General features: G+C 62.8%; 15 protein-coding genes. 6 read left to right on the top strand and 9 right to left on the bottom strand.

Annotation, left to right across the window (positions count from 1 at the left end; genetic code table 11):
- Window positions 1-23: 23 nt before the first annotated feature.
- Window positions 24-1,676, bottom strand: coding sequence for an acyl-CoA carboxylase subunit beta (locus tag HMPREF3171_RS01665; protein WP_083291907.1), 1,653 nt, complete (start codon window positions 1,674-1,676; stop codon window positions 24-26).
- A 121-nt stretch (window positions 1,677-1,797) separates the two neighbouring features.
- Between HMPREF3171_RS01665 and acpS the strand changes: the two genes are divergently transcribed.
- Window positions 1,798-2,175 (top strand): holo-ACP synthase AcpS, encoded by a 378-nt coding sequence (gene acpS / locus HMPREF3171_RS01660; RefSeq protein ID WP_070422877.1) that lies wholly within the window; start codon window positions 1,798-1,800, stop codon window positions 2,173-2,175.
- 19 nt (window positions 2,176-2,194) lie between these two features.
- On the opposite strand, the gene HMPREF3171_RS01655 is transcribed toward acpS, so the two are convergent.
- Window positions 2,195-2,881, bottom strand: coding sequence for a type 1 glutamine amidotransferase (locus HMPREF3171_RS01655; RefSeq protein WP_070482398.1), 687 nt, complete (start codon window positions 2,879-2,881; stop codon window positions 2,195-2,197).
- A gap of 240 nt (window positions 2,882-3,121) precedes the next feature.
- On the opposite strand from HMPREF3171_RS01655, the gene trpS reads away from it, so the two are divergent.
- On the top strand, window positions 3,122-4,132 hold the full coding sequence (gene trpS / locus HMPREF3171_RS01650) for a tryptophan--tRNA ligase (RefSeq protein WP_070482396.1): 1,011 nt from the start codon (window positions 3,122-3,124) through the stop codon (window positions 4,130-4,132).
- Between the two features lie 38 nt (window positions 4,133-4,170).
- Here trpS and HMPREF3171_RS01645 read toward each other — a convergent pair whose 3' ends face one another.
- A complete protein-coding gene (locus HMPREF3171_RS01645) occupies window positions 4,171-6,063 on the bottom strand; it encodes a heavy metal translocating P-type ATPase (protein WP_070482394.1) in 1,893 nt (630 codons plus the stop codon).
- The gene (gene cmtR / locus HMPREF3171_RS01640) at window positions 6,060-6,419 is read right to left on the bottom strand and encodes a Cd(II)/Pb(II)-sensing metalloregulatory transcriptional regulator CmtR (RefSeq protein WP_070482393.1); all 360 of its coding nucleotides are present in this window, start codon (window positions 6,417-6,419) and stop codon (window positions 6,060-6,062) included. Before cmtR ends, HMPREF3171_RS01645 begins: the two co-directional genes overlap by 4 nt.
- Before the next feature lie 139 nt (window positions 6,420-6,558).
- Here cmtR and HMPREF3171_RS01635 point away from each other — a divergent pair, with 139 nt between their 5' ends.
- On the top strand, window positions 6,559-7,653 hold the full coding sequence (locus HMPREF3171_RS01635) for a YhjD/YihY/BrkB family envelope integrity protein (RefSeq protein ID WP_070450414.1): 1,095 nt from the start codon (window positions 6,559-6,561) through the stop codon (window positions 7,651-7,653).
- Here the strand turns inward: HMPREF3171_RS01635 and HMPREF3171_RS01630 are convergent.
- From HMPREF3171_RS01630 to HMPREF3171_RS01610, 5 genes are read right to left on the bottom strand one after another with little or no spacing between them, the layout of a single operon-like run.
- On the bottom strand, window positions 7,613-8,884 hold the full coding sequence (locus HMPREF3171_RS01630; protein WP_246815298.1) for a D-alanyl-D-alanine carboxypeptidase family protein: 1,272 nt from the start codon (window positions 8,882-8,884) through the stop codon (window positions 7,613-7,615). The genes HMPREF3171_RS01635 and HMPREF3171_RS01630 overlap by 41 nt on opposite strands.
- Window positions 8,885-10,009 carry a trimeric intracellular cation channel family protein gene (locus tag HMPREF3171_RS01625; protein ID WP_083279474.1) on the bottom strand — a complete coding sequence of 375 codons (1,125 nt, stop codon included), beginning with the start codon at window positions 10,007-10,009 and terminating at the stop codon, window positions 8,885-8,887.
- 25 nt (window positions 10,010-10,034) lie between these two features.
- Window positions 10,035-11,273: a hypothetical protein gene (locus HMPREF3171_RS01620; protein WP_070422825.1), complete on the bottom strand. Its 1,239-nt coding sequence runs from the start codon at window positions 11,271-11,273 to the stop codon at window positions 10,035-10,037.
- Window positions 11,274-11,307: 34 nt separating this feature from the next.
- Window positions 11,308-12,402, bottom strand: a complete 1,095-nt coding sequence (locus HMPREF3171_RS11530; RefSeq protein ID WP_246815297.1) for a C40 family peptidase — start codon at window positions 12,400-12,402, stop codon at window positions 11,308-11,310.
- Entirely contained in the window at window positions 12,399-12,680 is a 282-nt protein-coding gene (locus HMPREF3171_RS01610; protein ID WP_070482391.1) for a hypothetical protein, read from the bottom strand. The genes HMPREF3171_RS11530 and HMPREF3171_RS01610 overlap by 4 nt, the downstream gene beginning before the upstream one ends.
- 74 nt (window positions 12,681-12,754) lie before the next feature.
- Here HMPREF3171_RS01610 and upp point away from each other — a divergent pair, with 74 nt between their 5' ends.
- From upp to HMPREF3171_RS01595, 3 genes are all read left to right on the top strand, one after another.
- Window positions 12,755-13,390 carry a uracil phosphoribosyltransferase gene (upp, locus tag HMPREF3171_RS01605; protein ID WP_070422880.1) on the top strand — a complete coding sequence of 212 codons (636 nt, stop codon included), beginning with the start codon at window positions 12,755-12,757 and terminating at the stop codon, window positions 13,388-13,390.
- Window positions 13,391-13,545: 155 nt separating this feature from the next.
- A complete protein-coding gene (locus tag HMPREF3171_RS01600) occupies window positions 13,546-14,034 on the top strand; it encodes a helix-turn-helix domain-containing protein (RefSeq protein ID WP_070482389.1) in 489 nt (162 codons plus the stop codon).
- 62 nt (window positions 14,035-14,096) lie between these two features.
- The gene (locus HMPREF3171_RS01595) at window positions 14,097-15,299 is read left to right on the top strand and encodes an amidohydrolase (RefSeq protein WP_246815296.1); all 1,203 of its coding nucleotides are present in this window, start codon (window positions 14,097-14,099) and stop codon (window positions 15,297-15,299) included.
- The last annotated feature ends 9 nt before the right edge of the window (window positions 15,300-15,308 follow it).

Below are 15,308 nucleotides of genomic sequence, written 5' to 3'. Positions count from 1 at the left end.
GTGGTCCTTGAATCGGAGCGGGATTAGAGCGGGATATTGCCGTGCTTGCGCATCGGACGCGCCACGGTCTTGTCACGGAAGAAACGCAGTTGCGCTGCGAGAACCGCAGGGGTTTCGCTTGGGAGGATGACCGAATCGATCAGACCGCGCTCAGCGGCCTTGTACGGGTTGAGCATCTCGTCTTCGTAGTCGCGCTCGTACTTCGCAATCAGTTCGCGGAGCTCCTCGTCGCTCACACCGGAGTCGCGGGCGTTAGCAATGTCTTTGCGGTTGATAAAGCCGACTGCGCCAGACGCACCCATCACCGCGATCTGCGCGGTCGGCCACGCCAAGTTCACATCGGCGCCGAGGCCCTTCGAGCCCATCACGCAGTACGCGCCGCCGTACGCCTTGCGCATGGTCACGGTCACCTTCGGCACGGTTGCCTCGCCGTAGGCGTACAGCAGCTTCGCGCCGCGGCGCAGAATGCCGCTGTGTTCCTGGTTCGCGCCGGGCAAGAAGCCGGGAACGTCCACCAGCATGACAATTGGGATGTTGAAGCTGTCGCAGGTGCGGATGAAGCGCGCGGCCTTTTCCGCCGAGTCAATGTCCAAGCAACCTGCGAGCACCATGGGCTGATTAGCGACGAAGCCCACCGGCTGGTCCTCAATCCGACCAAACGCAGTGACGACGTTTTCAGCGCGCTGCTCCATGACCTCCAGGAACTCGCCGTCGTCCGCGATATGCGCAATCACGTCGCGGACCTCATAAGGGGTGTTCGGCGAGTCTGGGATCAGTGAATCCAGCGCGGCAGCATCGGTGGCGTCTGCCTCTGCATCGGTTGGGGTTGCCGGGCGCGGCGCCGACTTCTGGCGGTTGTTCGACGGCAAGTACTCGAGCAAGTCAGCCACCCAGTCGAGCGCATCCTCGTCGGATTCCGCAACGTAGTGGCAGTTGCCGCCCTGCTGCATGTGGATCCAGGCGCCGCCGAGCTCCTCCTGCGAGATCTCCTCACCCGTGACCGTCTTGATCACATCCGGGCCGGTGACGAACATCTTCGAGGTCTCATCCACCATGACCACAAAGTCGGTCAGCGCGGGGGAGTAGGCGTTACCGCCGGCGCAAGCGCCCATGATCACGGAGATCTGCGGGACCACGCCGGAGGCTTCGATGTTGTGCAGGAAGGTCCGCGCGATCCAGTCCAGCGATACCGCGCCGTCCTGGATGCGGGCGCCTGCACCTTCGTAGAGGCCGATCAGTGGACGACCGGTGGTGACGGCAAGACGCTGAATCTTGGTCATCTTCTCGCCGTAGACCTCACCCAACGCGCCACCGAAGACGGTGCCGTCCTGGGAAAAGATGCAGACCTCGCGTCCGTCGATCGTGCCGAATCCGGTGACAATGCCATCCGTTGCCGGCCGCTTCGCCTGCATCCCGAAGTCATGGGTGCGGTGGCGGGCGTGCTGGTCGAACTCCACAAACGAGCCCTCGTCCAGGAGGTAGTCCAAGCGCTCACGTGCGGTCAGTCTGCCTGCTGCGCGGACCTTCTCCAGTGGTTTTGATCCCATCGGCTCGGCCGCTTCGGTGCGTCGTTGCACGAGGTCATCGTGTTTTTGGGCTGTGGTCGCCGGTGCCGGGCTTGGCGCCGGAACCGCTGCCTTTTCAGTCTGATGTACACCTGTAAACGTATTTGGCATGCTGGCATTCTAAACCTACGAATCCGTAAGTTACTAGTCGGTAGGTAAATTCCCAGCCACACAGCAGGTTCTGTTACGAACACCAACCCCCGATGGACATTCAAGAAATTAGGCTTTGACCATGCATATCGGCATCGACCTCGTGGACGTTTCCTCGTTCGCCCAACAAATGGAATTCCCAGGTTCTACCTTCGGTTCTGTGTTCACCGACCGCGAGATACGCACGTGCAACACGAAACCGAATCGTGCTGCATCGCTCGCCGGACGCTGGGCGGTAAAGGAGGCTTACATCAAAGCCTGGTCCCAAACGATCATCGGCCAGCCCCCGCTTATCACCCCGGACGAGCTCAACTTCGCCGAGATAGAAGTAGTCAACGACGCATTCGGGCGACCTGTGGTCCAGTTGCACGGTGAGGTCGCACGGTTAGGCCCCCACGTCCAAAGCGTCTCCCTGAGCCACGACGGCGACTATGCGATTGCCACTGTGATCGTGGACTAGCGGCGCTTGGCCGGAAGGCTTACCGCCACGCCTGGGCGGCACGGACGAAGCCGGCTGCAAGGGTGCGGCCGGTGTGGGTGAGGTGGTCGTCGCGAAGCGAAAGCTCCTGGGTGACGGCGGCAGCGTCATAACCGCTGCGCGCGGCCCACTGACCTGCAACATCGGGGGAGCATTCGGGGTGGAACTGCACCGAGACGATGGAACCGAGACGCATCGCCTGGATGGGGCAGCGGGCACTCGAGGCGAGCAGTTGCGCGCCGGGCGGGAGCGACACCACTGCATCGTGGTGGGATTCGACCACAACCAATTCGGGGTCGAGGGCGCCGAAAAGAGGATCGGCAAGACCAGCTTCGGTCAGCGACACCCGTGCGGCGCCCTCTTCGTCCTGACTGGCTAAGCCGACGGAAACTTCGCCTCCGAAGCAGTCGGCGATGATCTGGTGGCCAAGGCAGATACCCAGAACCGGCATGCCTGACGAATGAGCTGCGCGAAGGAGGTCGTGGACGGCGGGCAGCCAAGGTGCGGCCTCGGTGTCCAGGGCGTTGGTGCGACCGCCGAGGAGGATGAGGGCGGAGGTGGTGTCGTCGATACGCGGTGGCGTTTGGTTGAGATCGACGACATCGAGCTCAGCGCCGACGCGTTCGAGCCATGAGCCGAGGCGCTGGAGCGGGCTGATCGGGTCGGGCTGGAGAACAGTGATGCGCATGGTCAGAGGTCAAAAGAAGCGACGCGACGCATTTCATCAGTGACACGGATCTTGCCTTTGCCCTCGCACTCTCTCTTGAGGATCAGCTTTGCGAAAGCAATCTGGCCACGGGGCGGACGTTCTCCCTTAACATCCTGAGCTGTCTCAGGGCGGTTACTCACAGTCATCGCTGCTCCTTTCGTGGGCTTCATCGTAGCGAGTAAACAACCCCCGGTTCCCTCGAATGCGCATCGGGTTAATATGTGGTGCATGCAACGCGTGCTTTCCGGAATCCAGCCCACCGCCGACTCTTACCACCTGGGAAACTACCTGGGTGCCCTGAAACAGTGGATTGACCTGCAGGACGGCTACGAGGCGTTCTACTTCATCCCGGATCTGCACGCGATCACGGTGGACCAGGACCCGGAAGAGCTGCGTCACCGCACGCTTGCGGGCTGTGCGCAGTTGATTGCGCTGGGTATTGACCCGGAGCGTTCCACCCTGTTTGTGCAGTCGCACGTGCCGGAGCACGCCGAGCTGACTTGGGTGCTGCAGTGCCTGACTGGTTTTGGTGAGGCCAGCCGCATGACGCAGTTCAAGGACAAGTCGGCCAAGCAGGGCCAGGACCGCACGTCGGTTGGTCTGTTTACCTACCCAGTGCTGATGGCTGCGGATATTTTGCTGTACTCGCCGCAGTTGGTGCCGGTGGGTGAGGATCAGCGTCAGCACTTGGAGCTCACGCGTACGCTGGCGGAGCGGTTTAACTCCCGCTACGGCAAGACGTTCACGGTGCCGGAGGGCATGATCGTGGAGGGTGCGGCGAAGATCTACGACCTGCAGGATCCGACGTCGAAGATGTCCAAGTCGGGTGCGAACCCGAAGGGCATTGTGAATCTTCTGGACGAGCCGAAGACCTCCGCCAAGCGCATCCGCTCCGCCGTGACTGACAACGATGGCGTGATTGCCTACGACAAGGAAAACAAGCCGGGCGTGTCCAATCTGCTGGTGATTCAGTCGGCGTTGACAGGCAAGTCGATCGACGATCTCGTCGCCGGCTACGAAGGCCAGGGCTACGGCGCGCTGAAGGTGGATACGGCGGATGCGCTCGAGGCGTTCACCACTCCGCTGCGTGCGCGTTACGACGAACTCATGTCGGACCGTGCCGAACTCGAAGCCATCCTCGCCCGCGGTGCCGAGCGCGCCCGCGAGGTGGCATCGCCGCTGCTGAAGGACGTGTACGAGAAGGTTGGGTTCTTAGCGCCGAAGCGCTAAGGGCTAGCGGCGGAGCCAGGTCCGTTTCCGGCGTAGCCTCAGCGCTTCGCTCGTGCGGCCCGCAGGCCGTTCAAGATCACGATGACTTCGGCGACCTCGTGAACCAACACCACGGCGGCTAGGCCCAGCACGCCGGTGATCGCCAGCGGCATCAACACGATGATGATGGCCAGAGACAGCACGATGTTTTGGTTGATGATCCTGCTGCCTCGGCGGGCGTGCTGCAGAGCCTGCGGGATCAGCCGGAGGTCGTGGCCGGTGAAGGCGACGTCAGCGGACTCGATCGCGGCGTCAGAGCCGGTCGCTCCCATCGCAATGCCCACCGTCGCGCCTGCCAGTGCCGGCGCGTCGTTGATGCCGTCGCCGATCATCGCCGTCGGCGTCTTGGAGGAGAGTTCGGCGACGATGTTTGCCTTGTCCTCCGGTCGCAGCTCGGCGCGCACGTCGTCGATTCCGGCGATTTCAGCCAGCGCCCGGGCGGTGCGAGTGTTGTCGCCGGTGAGCATGCTCACTTCCACGTCGTTGGCGTGCAGGGTCTGCACGGCTTCGGGAACCTCGGGACGCAGCTCGTCGCGGACACCGATCGCCCCGGCGAGGGTGTCATCGACGGTGACCAGGACGCAGGTCTGGCCCTCGGACTCCATGCGCTCAACGTCTGCCTTCAATGGCCCGGCGTCGATCCACCGGGGGCTGCCCACCAGCACTCGTCGGCCTTCGACGGTGCCGCCGATGCCATGCCCGGCTTCCTCGCTGATGTCCGAGGCGGTGGGCGCTTCGGGCGCCGCTGCCGCGATCGCCGCGGCGAGGGGGTGCGTCGATTGCTGTTCAACTGCCGCCGCGAAAGCAAGCACCTGCGCCCGATCGAATCCGTCCGCCGGGACCACGCCGGTAACCTCGGGCTGGTTGCGGGTAAGGGTTCCGGTCTTGTCCACCGCCAGGTGACGGATGCCGCCGAGCCGCTCGAACGCCGCGCCGGACTTGATGACCACTCCGAACTGACTGGCCGCGCCGATCGCGGCCACGACCGTCAGCGGCACGGAGATTGCCAGCGCGCACGGCGAGGCTGCGACCAGAACCACCAACGCACGGGTGATCCACGTCTCGGGGTCGCCCAGCAGCGAGCCAATCACACCGACCAGCACCGCCAGGATCATCACCCCGGGCACTAGGGGTTGGGCGATCCGGTCGGCGATCCGGGCGCGGTCGCCCTTTTCCGCCTGTGCCTGCTCGACCAGGTCGACGAGGGTGGTCAGCGAGTTGTCCGTTCCAGCTGCGGTCGTCTCGATCTCCAGCACACCGGCGGAGTTGATTGCTCCCGCGGGTACCTCGTCGCCGGGTGCGACCTCCTCCGGAATGGATTCTCCGGTGATCGCTGAGGTGTCAAGGCTGGATCGTCCGGAACGAATGATGCCGTCCGTGGCGATTCGTTCCCCGGGGCGCACGAGCATTAGCTCGCCAACCACGAGGTCCTTCGCTGCGACCTCGACCGCCGTGCCGTCGCGCAGCACCGTCGCGGTCTGCGGTACCAACTTCAACAGTGCCCGCAGTCCGCCCTGAGCCCGGTCCATCGCCTTGTCTTCCAGTGCCTCGGCGATCGAGTACAGGAACGCTAGCGCCGCGGCCTCTCCGACGTAACCGAGGATCACCGCGCCGACCGCGCTGATCGTCATCAGCAAGCCAATGCCGAGCTTGCGCTTCGTGACAAGGTTCCGTATTGCGCCGGGCGCGAACGTATACGCCCCTAGCAGCAGGCCGACCCAGAACAGTACTGTCGCGGGTGTCTCTAGCCCGGACCAGTCCAGCGCCAGGCCTATGCCGAGGGCTACGCCGGAGAAGATCGGTAGCAGCAACTCGGGGTCCTTCCACCATGGCCGATCGAGTTCTTCGATCTCTGTGGTGGGTTCGTGTTCGCATCCACACGCCGAGCTCATGCGTCCGCTCCCTTCTCGCCGCAGCCGGGGACCGAGCACTCAGAGTCGATGCATGGGGCGTTTTCGTCGACAGCCAGCGTCGCGTTGACCAGCGCGTCGAGCGCTGCTGCGAGATGCGGATCGGCGATTTCGTAGCGTGTCTTGCGGCCTTCCGGCTCGGCGACGACGATGCCGCAGTCGCGCAAGCAGGTCAGGTGGTTCGAGACGTTCGAGCGGGTCAGGTCCAGGTCACGCGAAAGCACGGCCGGGTAGCTCGGGCCGTCGAGTAGTGTCATCAGGATTCTGGAACGCGTCGGATCCGCCATGGCCCGGCCGAGCCGGTTCATGACGTCGAGGCGTGAAGCAATGGTCAGCATGTGCTGAACTGTACAGTGGTTACTGAACTGGCGCAAGGCGTGAGGAGTCTGCTACTGCCTCCGCCCCCGCTACGCCGTTTCGCAGGCTCCTCTACGATGTGTTCGGTAAAGCACATCCGTTTAGAAGGGACGTCCGTCGATGGCAACCTCGACATCGCCGCGTAAGGCGTACACCGACGAACAAGGAATCGAGCGCGCCTCGAAGCAACAGCAAGAAGGCCTAGAGGCGAAAGTAGAGGAGAAGGCGCCCGCTGCGGCTCACGTGCTGCGGATGAACGAGCGCTTCGGTTCAGAAGGCGGTAACCAGCTTGCCGGTGGCATTACGTACTTCTCGGTGCTGTCGCTGTTTCCGCTGCTCATGCTGATCTTCGCCGGCCTCGGTTTCTTCCTGAGCGCTCGGCCGGATTTGATCCAGGAGATCGAAAACCAAATCACCTCCTCGGTCGACGGCGATCTGGGCGACATGCTCAATGAACTGGTCAATGCTGCTATCGATCAGCGCGGTGCCGTAGCCGGTATCGGTTTGCTAACCACTCTGTGGTCCGGCCTGGGGTGGATGAACAACCTGCGCGTGGGCGTGTCCGCAATGTGGAAGGTGGATGCGAACGAAGGCGGCAACTTTGTCACCAAGAAGTTGGCGGACCTGCTGGGCCTGATCGTGCTCATTGTCCTGTTCGTGGTGGCTGCAGGCGTGACCGCGGTTGGCGTGTCCGGCTGGACCAGCACCGCAATGGAGCGCCTCGGCATCGGTGATTTCCCGGGCGCGCGCCTCGTGGTGTGGGTCGTTGGATTCCTGGTCAGTGTGCTGGCCAGCTTCCTGGTCATGCTGTGGGTGAACATGTACATGCCGCGCACGAAGGTGCCGGTGAAATCAGGTCTGAAGGGTGCGCTGCTCGGCGCGGTCATCTTCGCCATCTTGCAGCAGTTCGCAGGCCTGGTGATCTCTTCCGCCACCGGTAACCCGGCGGGTGCGATCTTCGGCCCGATCATCACCCTCATGGTCGTGCTGTACCTGATCTGGCGCGTGGTGCTCTACGTTGCAGCATGGACTGCGACGACGCAGGAGTCCCTGGACGCAGCCCCGGCGGAGGTTCCGGAGCCGGCCGTGATCAACATCCGTGCAGGTGCGGTGCGTAACACCGATAAGTCGGCGTCTACCGGCAAGGCGCTTGGCGTCGGCGCCGCGCTTGGCGCTATCGGCGTTGGCCTCGCTTCCGTGCTGACGCGAGACTAACCACAGCGGCAAGCAACGCAAGGGCCACAACGCCCGCAACGACAAGGTAGGACCACCAACGGTTCCAGGCCGTCTCCTCTTCCACACCGGAGTTCTCTTCGGGCGTGGGGGAGGGGGCGGCCTTCGTCGTTTCAGGGGTGTTGGTCTCTGGGGGCGCTAGCTTTGCGACGACACCGTCCACCCCATACGCCGCATGCAGCAGCATCTGCGCCTGTTCCCAGGCGCGGTGTTCGTGGGCAGTGGTGTCGAGGACGACGGCGACGAGGCGGCGGCCATCGTGGTTGACCGCACCGACGAAGGTGTGGTTGGCGTCGTCGGTGTAGCCGGTTTTTCCACCGATGCCGTCGGGGTCGTTGAGGTAGAGCTTGTTGTCATTCCACAGCTCAAAGGCTGGTAAGTCGTCGAATCCGGGGAACTTGTAGGACTCGGTGGCGACGATGTCCGCGAACGTGGGGTTCGCAAACGCCGCTTTGTACGCCAGGCCCATATCCCACGCGGAGGTGGACATGCCGGCGCTGTCCAGGCCGGAATACGAGGTGGCACGGGTATCGGTCATGCCGAGGGTTTTGGCCATTTCGTTGATCTTCAAAAGCGTCATCTCGTTGCCGCCGAGCGCCTGGGCGAGCGCGTGGGCGCAATCGTTGCCAGAGGCCAACAGCAGACCGTGGAGCAGGTCGTTGACGGTGTAGTCGCCGCCCTCGCCGATGCCTGCGGCGGAGCCTTCCTGGCCCGCGGACTCGGCGGATACCGGCACTTTCTGGTCTAGCGGCAGTTCGTCGATCGCCGCCAATGCCAACAGCACTTTGATGATCGATGCCGGACGGTATCGTCCGTGCGGATCCTTCATCGCCACCACGTCGCCGGAATCCAGGTCAGCCACCAGCCACGCGGATGCGAGCACGTCCTGCGGAACCTCGTAACCGTCGGCGACGCTGACCCCACACGGCCCGTCGTAGGTCACCGGCAACGCGTCCGGCGTGCTTGTGGCCCGTTCTGAGGTGGAGACAGGCTCCGGCGGCCAGGTTGCCTGCGGGCAGTTATCGGTATCGGGTGCTTTGTCCCGCTTGGGTGGGACCCAGTTGCCGGTGTCGTCGTAGTAGCCGGTGGTGGGGGCGGCCGGCTCGATGGCATCGGTTGGGGCGGGGGTTTCGGCGTCTTGCGCGTTCGCTGTCAAGCACAGCCCCATGCTCAAACACACCACCGGAACTGCTGCCAACGTGCGCTTGATCATTTAGGACCCCTTCTGTTTGTAGCGGGTGACGAGGCGGTCGATGAGCTCGTCGGTAAGTTTCTCATCGGAAAGAATGATATCGAGCATGTCAGCATGCATCGCCTCAGTTTCCTCCGGATCTGGTTCTACCTGGTCATCGTAGGAATCGCCGGAGAGATCCATGCCGATGCCGTCGAGGAGCCCCTCGTCTTCAACAGGGGTGTCAATTCCCGTGGCTTCTGCGAGCATCTCCGCATCAATAGCGGGGAACTGGGTGGTGAACTCGGTGAGGAAATCATCCGCATCGCTCATCGCCTGCGCCGGGCGCTTGCCCTTGCGGATCTCCGCATCGATGCGACGCTGCAACGCCTTCTCCATCTGGCGGTGGCGCCAGGAGCGCACACGGGTTGGCTCCAACTCGCGGGCCACCGCGCGTGATTTGTTCTCAGCCTTGCGCGCAAGCGTGGCTACCTGCGTCGCCGTCGCGTTCACAGTGGTATTTACCGGAGCGAACTCCGAGTCGGTGGAAATGCGCCAGTTGCCGTAGTAGCCGAACAGGAACAGGGCGAAACTGGCAACAGGTCCGAGAATCATGCCCCAGGCGAGGTAGCCAGTGGCGTTGCCGATCAGCGTGATCACTGCACACGCCACTGCCGGCAGCACGGTGGGTTGGTTACCGCCAAACACTGACGGTTCTTGGCCGGTGACCACGTCGCGGATCATGCCGCCGCCGGTCGCGGTGAAGACACCCATCATGATGGTGGGCACAACCGGAAGCCCGTACTGGATTGCTTTCGACGCACCCGTGGACGCCCACAATGCGGAGACCAACGCGTCGCCATGCGATTGCAAAAATTCCCATGCGCGGCCCTTGAAGTAGGTGAACCTGGCGATCAACGCGCCGGTAAACGCAAGGATCAGGTACTCAGGCTGGCTCATTGCTGCGACGGTGCCCTCGTTGATCAGCACGTCGCGCAACATGCCTCCGCCGAGTGCGGAAAGCATCGCGATGAAGAAAAACCCCACGATGTCGTAGCCGAGTTGGCGTGCCAGGGTGCCGCCAATGACACCCATGAGGAGCACGCCGGAGATGTCCATCCAGTGATAGATGGCGTTGATGAGGGGGTCGACCTGGTCCACTGCCATAGCCGACCATTCTAAACCTCAGGTCTTAGAACTTGGAGAAGCGCTTGATCAGCTGGTTTTCCATCTCGGTCCACGCTTCTGCCTTATCGGTGAACGGTGCGGACGGAACGTAACCGGCGGCGCGGGTGGAGCCAAGCATGTACGCCAGGTAATCCTGCATGCGCGGGTTGGCCAGCAGCAGGGAGTTCAGCGAATCGTCCTTCGCCCAGTCGGCGGCGTCCGCGAGCAGTTCGTAGGCCTTGGCCATCTGCTTGGTGTCTACCGCGTCGGTGCCCTTGGCAATGTCGGCGGCGATGCCGTTAAACGAGTAGGAGTTGTCCGGGTGAACCTCCACCTTGAGATCACCAGCGTTTGCCGCGTTGAGGATGTCCTGCCAAGTGGACACGCCTGCGAGGTCGTGGTCGTCGTTTTCCAAAATCCAGCGGCCGAGGTGCTTCGTGGACGGGAAGGTGATGATCTCGCCGTACTTACCCAAGAACACCGGCGCGCCGTTCAGGTACGTGCGCAGCGTGTACACGCTCTGGCCCTGGATGGAAACCTTCACCGGGTCGATGCCAGCAAGGCCCCAAACGGAGGAATCGTACGGGTCCTGCGCGGCGGCCTGTGCCTGCTCGTCGGCGCGGCGCTGCTCCTCAGCCGCTGCGCGTGCTTCCTGTGCTTCAGCAATAGCGGTGGTTGCTGCGGCAACCTCGTTCGCATCGAGATCTTGCGTATCGACGACACGCACCACCTCATCCAGCGACTCCACAACCTGCTTCCAATTGGTCAGCACAACGCGGCCCACACCCGACCATTCAGACATGCCGTTCTCGCCCGCGTAGTGGTCCGCGCCACGGTTGACGTTGCCCAAAATGGAGTGGGAGGCGAAGAAGATCTGCGCATGCTCAGCGCTGGCCACCTCGGCCAGCGAACGCGACACCTGGAAGACGCGTGCCAGCGACGAGACGTTCTCGTGGCTCGGACGGCCCGCTAGGAAGTTCGGGGCGCCAATGATGTCGTAGTACTGCTTGTCACCCGGCACGACGCGGTCGTCGCCCTGAGTGTTAAACGCCTCCCACTTTGGGTGGTCACTCAGGTCATGCGACGGGTTGGTGTTGAGGTAGGCCAGAAGCTCCTCGGGGGAGTTGAAGGCGAGGACCGATTGGTCGTCGCCAAGAAAGGCCTGCCACTGCGTGCCCTTCTCTTTCCAGGTTGGGGCCCACAGGGTGTAAAAATCGCCCTCGGTCAGGGACAGTTTCACGGGAAGGATCGCGCGGGTACTCATGGGGTGAGAGTCTACTCAACTCACAGCCAGCAGATTAACCGGTTGGCCGCCAGAACCCGTAGAACGGCATTCCGATGTTCTCGGTGCGCACCGGGTTCATCTGTACCGGGTCGCCGGCCTCAATCATCATGCCGTCGCCTGCGTACATTGCGGCGTGGCCCGACCAGAGCACAAGATCGCCCGGCTGCAGTTCCTCGTAGGACACCTGCCTGCCAACCGTCTGGTCGGCCGCAACGCGCGGGATGTCCATCCCCGCCTGGCTGTATGCCCAAGATGTCAGCCCGGAGCAGTCGAAGCCACCAGGGCTCGACCCTCCCCAGACATATGGCGTGCCCAGTTGGCTTTTCGCTGCGGCCACTGCGGCTGCGCCGACAGGGGAGCCACCCTGTGCTGGCGCTGGCGTGGGCTCCGGTGGAGGAGCAGACATTGGCGTGACCTCAGGCGGAGCAGGTGCGGGGACCGTGGCTGCGGGTTTCGGTGCAGTCGGCAGCGCCGCGGCCACAAGCTGGCGCGGGGATGATGGCACCGAGGCCGATAGGCGCTGCAACTCTGCGTTCGCTGCCTCACCGAGCGCGCCCGGACCCGGCATGACACGGGCGGCCGCCGCAGCGGTCGACGCCCCCAGTTTCGTCGCAAGGGCGCCCAGGTCCTTCTCCAAGCTCTGCAAAGCCGCCATCGCAGCATCGAGCGCCTGACAGACTTGAGCCGCGACAAACGCCGCTGCACCAATTGGGCCGATTGGTGTCGCCGCAAGCGCGGGCGCTGCCGCGGCGTTGCGCATGAGACCGATTGCAATAGAGACAAGCTCGGCGACCGCGGCCGAAGCGCGGACTGACCCGCGCAGGACTGCGTCACTGATATCTGCACGGTAGGCCGCCAGGTCGGATGCAGCCTGCAGCCTGGTTTCTCCGCTCGCGTTAGCAACCTGTGCGAGCGGGCCGAAGTCCTTGAAGTCCGGCATGCGATAGCCCGGAAGGGTCGGAAAATCGATGATGTCTGCCATGGACAAAATCTGTGCCGCAGCAGTACCGATATCTAACGAGAAGTTCAGGTGGCGGTTGTTTGTCACTGACGGCGGCCCGCCTAGCGAGGAAAGCGCGTCGAGCATGGTGCTAAGGGTGGGGTTCATAGTGTCGCTCCAAACTTGTGGCAGGTGGCGGTATCGACGGCGCACGCAGCATCAACGGTGAGGTCCATGGTTGCGGCGATGCGCCGGGCTTCGTCGCGAAGCAAATTGGCGTCGCTGTTCGCTTGCTCGATAGCGGTGGACACTGCGTTGTGGAATTCGCTCAATGGCCACACATCGGGCACTGGCACATGGTTGAGGGCGCGCAGCGAGGCTGCGTCGTTGCGTAGAGAATCGGTCATGGAAAACACGGATGCGGAATCAAATTGAAAGACAGTCATGCACATTGGACGGCGAAAACCCCACGCCGGTTCCCTCGTAGGAGAAAAAACTTTGGTGAATTAGCATGGGCGGCATGGACATCACGGTTATTAACCACCCGCTGGCTGCTTCGCGGCTGACCATTATGCGCGACAAGCGCAGCGACAACGCAGCTTTTCGTGCGGCGTTGGCCGACCTCGGCGCAATGCTGATCTACGAGGCGGCGCGTGATTTGAAAGTCGAGCAGTTCGACACCGAAACCCCAGTTGCGGTCGCTCAAGGCACGCGGCTGGCCACCCCGCCGATCATCGTTCCGATCATCCGAGCCGGTCTGGGCATGATCGATCCAGCACTGTCGATGATCCCGGACGCCCAGGTGGGCTTCATCGGCTTGGCTCGCGACGAGAAGACCCACGAACCGGTGCCGTACCTCGAAGCACTGCCCGACGATCTGTCTGGACAGCCGGTGTTCCTGGTGGACCCGATGCTGGCAACCGGCGGCTCGCTCATCCACGCCATCGATCTGCTTGTTGGCCGCGGTGCGGACGACATCACCTGCATCTGCATGGTCAGTGCACAGCCGGGCGTGGATGCGCTCAAGGCTCACGGCGGGCCTGTCCGCCTGGTTACTGCGACGATCGATCCGTCGCTGAACGAGGACGCCTACATCGTGCCTGGCTTGGGCGATGCCGGTGATCGTCTCTACGGTCCGCGCAACATCGACCTCTAACGCGCATAACGCGCGCACAGTACAAGCGCAGCGCAAGGTCTACGCGCCACGGAACCGAAAATAACCGTGGCGTGCACACTTGCGCTGCGCTACATTGTGAGCACAACGGCACAACAGCACAACAGCACAACGACACAGCCAGGGGGAGAGCTGTCATGGGGGAATTGCTACCGGACTCGCACTGGGCCAGCTACGCGCTGGGCTTGGGAGAACGTATTCGCGCGCTGCGCATCATGCGGGGGTTGAGCCAAACGCGCCTTGCGGAACTCGCTGGAGTGTCGCGCTCGCTTGTGTCCAATATTGAGCGCAACGACTACAACGAGCGGGCTGCCGACCCAACCTTAAGCACTCTCTACCGCATCGCTCGTGCGCTGCACGTGCCACCTGCGATGCTGTTGCCGGGCAGTCTTGACGATGTCGACGATGCCTACGTGCTCCAAGGCCCTGACGCCAAAGTGGAGGCGATCATGTTCCAGTGGCCCCGCAGTCCGTACGACACTGCCCGGTTTTCCACCGCCTATCTTCAACCCGGCGCACCGAGGGGAACACCAGTGTTTAGCGTTGCTGAACAGATTCAGCACTGCACTGAAAACGCAGTACCGAAAAAGCAGTGCGCTTCTAGCGTGGCGACGACCCCGGCGTAGACTCTGTGCAACATATGCACTTGCTTGTACCCGCTGTACAGGACGACCTTAAGGGAGGACGCGTGAGTAACGCCGGAATCGCTACAGCCGTGGCGGCTTGGTTTGATCAAAACCAGGACAAGGTCGTGGGGTGGCGTCGGCACATTCACTCACACCCGGAGCTATCCAACGAGGAAGTGGAAACTACCGAGTTTTTGGTCAACGTACTGGAGGAACATGGTCTGAAGCCGGTGCGCTTCCCGGGCACCGGGTTGTATGTGGACCTTGGTCCTACCGAAGGCAAGCGCTTGGCATTTCGCGCAGACATCGATGCGCTGCGTGTGCCGGAGCAAACCGGTTTGCCGTTCGCGTCGGTGAACCCGGGCGTGTCGCACTCGTGTGGCCATGATGTGCATACGACGGTTGCTCTGGGCCTTGCGTGTGCGTTGTCCACGATCGAGCTTGAGCAGGGTGTTCGCGTGATCTTCCAGCCTGCGGAAGAAGTTATGGGTGGCGGCGCGCTGGACGTGGTCAAGTGGGGCGGGTTGGAAAATGTTTCCGCGATTTATGCGGTGCATGCCGAGCCGCATATCCGTGTTGGGGAGATCGGCGTGCGCACCGGTGCGATCACCTCGGCGTCTGACGTGATTCGTATCGAGGTCCAGGGCCCCGGCGGACATACGTCGCGCCCGCAGTTGACCGCCGATGTGGTGTACGCAATCGGTGCGCTGATTACTCAGTTGCCGGCGTTATTGTCGCGCCGGGTGGATCCGCGCACAGGCACTGTGTTGGTGTTTGGCCACGTCAATGCGGGTGATGCGGCGAATGCGATTCCGAAAGTGGGTGTTTTGGAAGGCACGTTGCGCACGGCGGATATTACGACGTGGCGTGAGATCGAGGACTTGATTACGGACCTGATCGACCTTGTCGTTGCGCCGACCGGTTGCACGTACCACCTGGATTACATCCGCGGTGTGCCGCCCGTGCTTAACGACGACGCCGCCACCGCCCTGGCCGTCCAAGCCGCCCGGTCCGTGGACCCGCACAGTGTTGTCTCCGCCCCGCAATCCAGCGGTGGGGAGGACTTTTCGTGGTACCTCGAGCACGTACCCGGCGCGATGATGCGCTTGGGTGCGTGGAACGGTGAGGGTGAGCCACAGGATCTGCACCAGGGGAACCTGAATGTTGATGAGCGGGCGATTGGGGTTGGGGTTCGTTTGTTCGGTGCGATTGTGGAGCAGTACTTCCGGGTGGGTGAGGTTTCTCCGGCTCCGGGTAGACTGTGACGTTGTTTA

The sequence above is a fragment of the Corynebacterium sp. HMSC08F01 genome (assembly GCF_001807545.1).
GTDB classification, from domain to species: domain Bacteria; phylum Actinomycetota; class Actinomycetes; order Mycobacteriales; family Mycobacteriaceae; genus Corynebacterium; species Corynebacterium coyleae.
This window is presented reverse-complemented; position numbering and strand designations above follow the sequence as displayed.

Excerpts from the sequence above, each read along its gene's own strand:
- HMPREF3171_RS01665 (WP_083291907.1), bottom strand. The coding sequence starts at position 1,676 with ATGCCAAATACGTTTACAGGTGTACATCAGACTGAAAAGGCAGCGGTT.
- acpS (WP_070422877.1), top strand. The coding sequence starts at position 1,798 with ATGCATATCGGCATCGACCTCGTGGACGTTTCCTCGTTCGCCCAACAA.
- HMPREF3171_RS01655 (WP_070482398.1), bottom strand. The coding sequence starts at position 2,881 with ATGCGCATCACTGTTCTCCAGCCCGACCCGATCAGCCCGCTCCAGCGC.
- trpS (WP_070482396.1), top strand. The coding sequence starts at position 3,122 with ATGTGGTGCATGCAACGCGTGCTTTCCGGAATCCAGCCCACCGCCGAC.
- HMPREF3171_RS01645 (WP_070482394.1), bottom strand. The coding sequence starts at position 6,063 with ATGAGCTCGGCGTGTGGATGCGAACACGAACCCACCACAGAGATCGAA.
- cmtR (WP_070482393.1), bottom strand. The coding sequence starts at position 6,419 with ATGCTGACCATTGCTTCACGCCTCGACGTCATGAACCGGCTCGGCCGG.
- HMPREF3171_RS01635 (WP_070450414.1), top strand. The coding sequence starts at position 6,559 with ATGGCAACCTCGACATCGCCGCGTAAGGCGTACACCGACGAACAAGGA.
- HMPREF3171_RS01630 (WP_246815298.1), bottom strand. The coding sequence starts at position 8,884 with ATGATCAAGCGCACGTTGGCAGCAGTTCCGGTGGTGTGTTTGAGCATG.
- HMPREF3171_RS01625 (WP_083279474.1), bottom strand. The coding sequence starts at position 10,009 with ATGGCAGTGGACCAGGTCGACCCCCTCATCAACGCCATCTATCACTGG.
- HMPREF3171_RS01620 (WP_070422825.1), bottom strand. The coding sequence starts at position 11,273 with ATGAGTACCCGCGCGATCCTTCCCGTGAAACTGTCCCTGACCGAGGGC.
- HMPREF3171_RS11530 (WP_246815297.1), bottom strand. The coding sequence starts at position 12,402 with ATGAACCCCACCCTTAGCACCATGCTCGACGCGCTTTCCTCGCTAGGC.
- HMPREF3171_RS01610 (WP_070482391.1), bottom strand. The coding sequence starts at position 12,680 with ATGACTGTCTTTCAATTTGATTCCGCATCCGTGTTTTCCATGACCGAT.
- upp (WP_070422880.1), top strand. The coding sequence starts at position 12,755 with ATGGACATCACGGTTATTAACCACCCGCTGGCTGCTTCGCGGCTGACC.
- HMPREF3171_RS01600 (WP_070482389.1), top strand. The coding sequence starts at position 13,546 with ATGGGGGAATTGCTACCGGACTCGCACTGGGCCAGCTACGCGCTGGGC.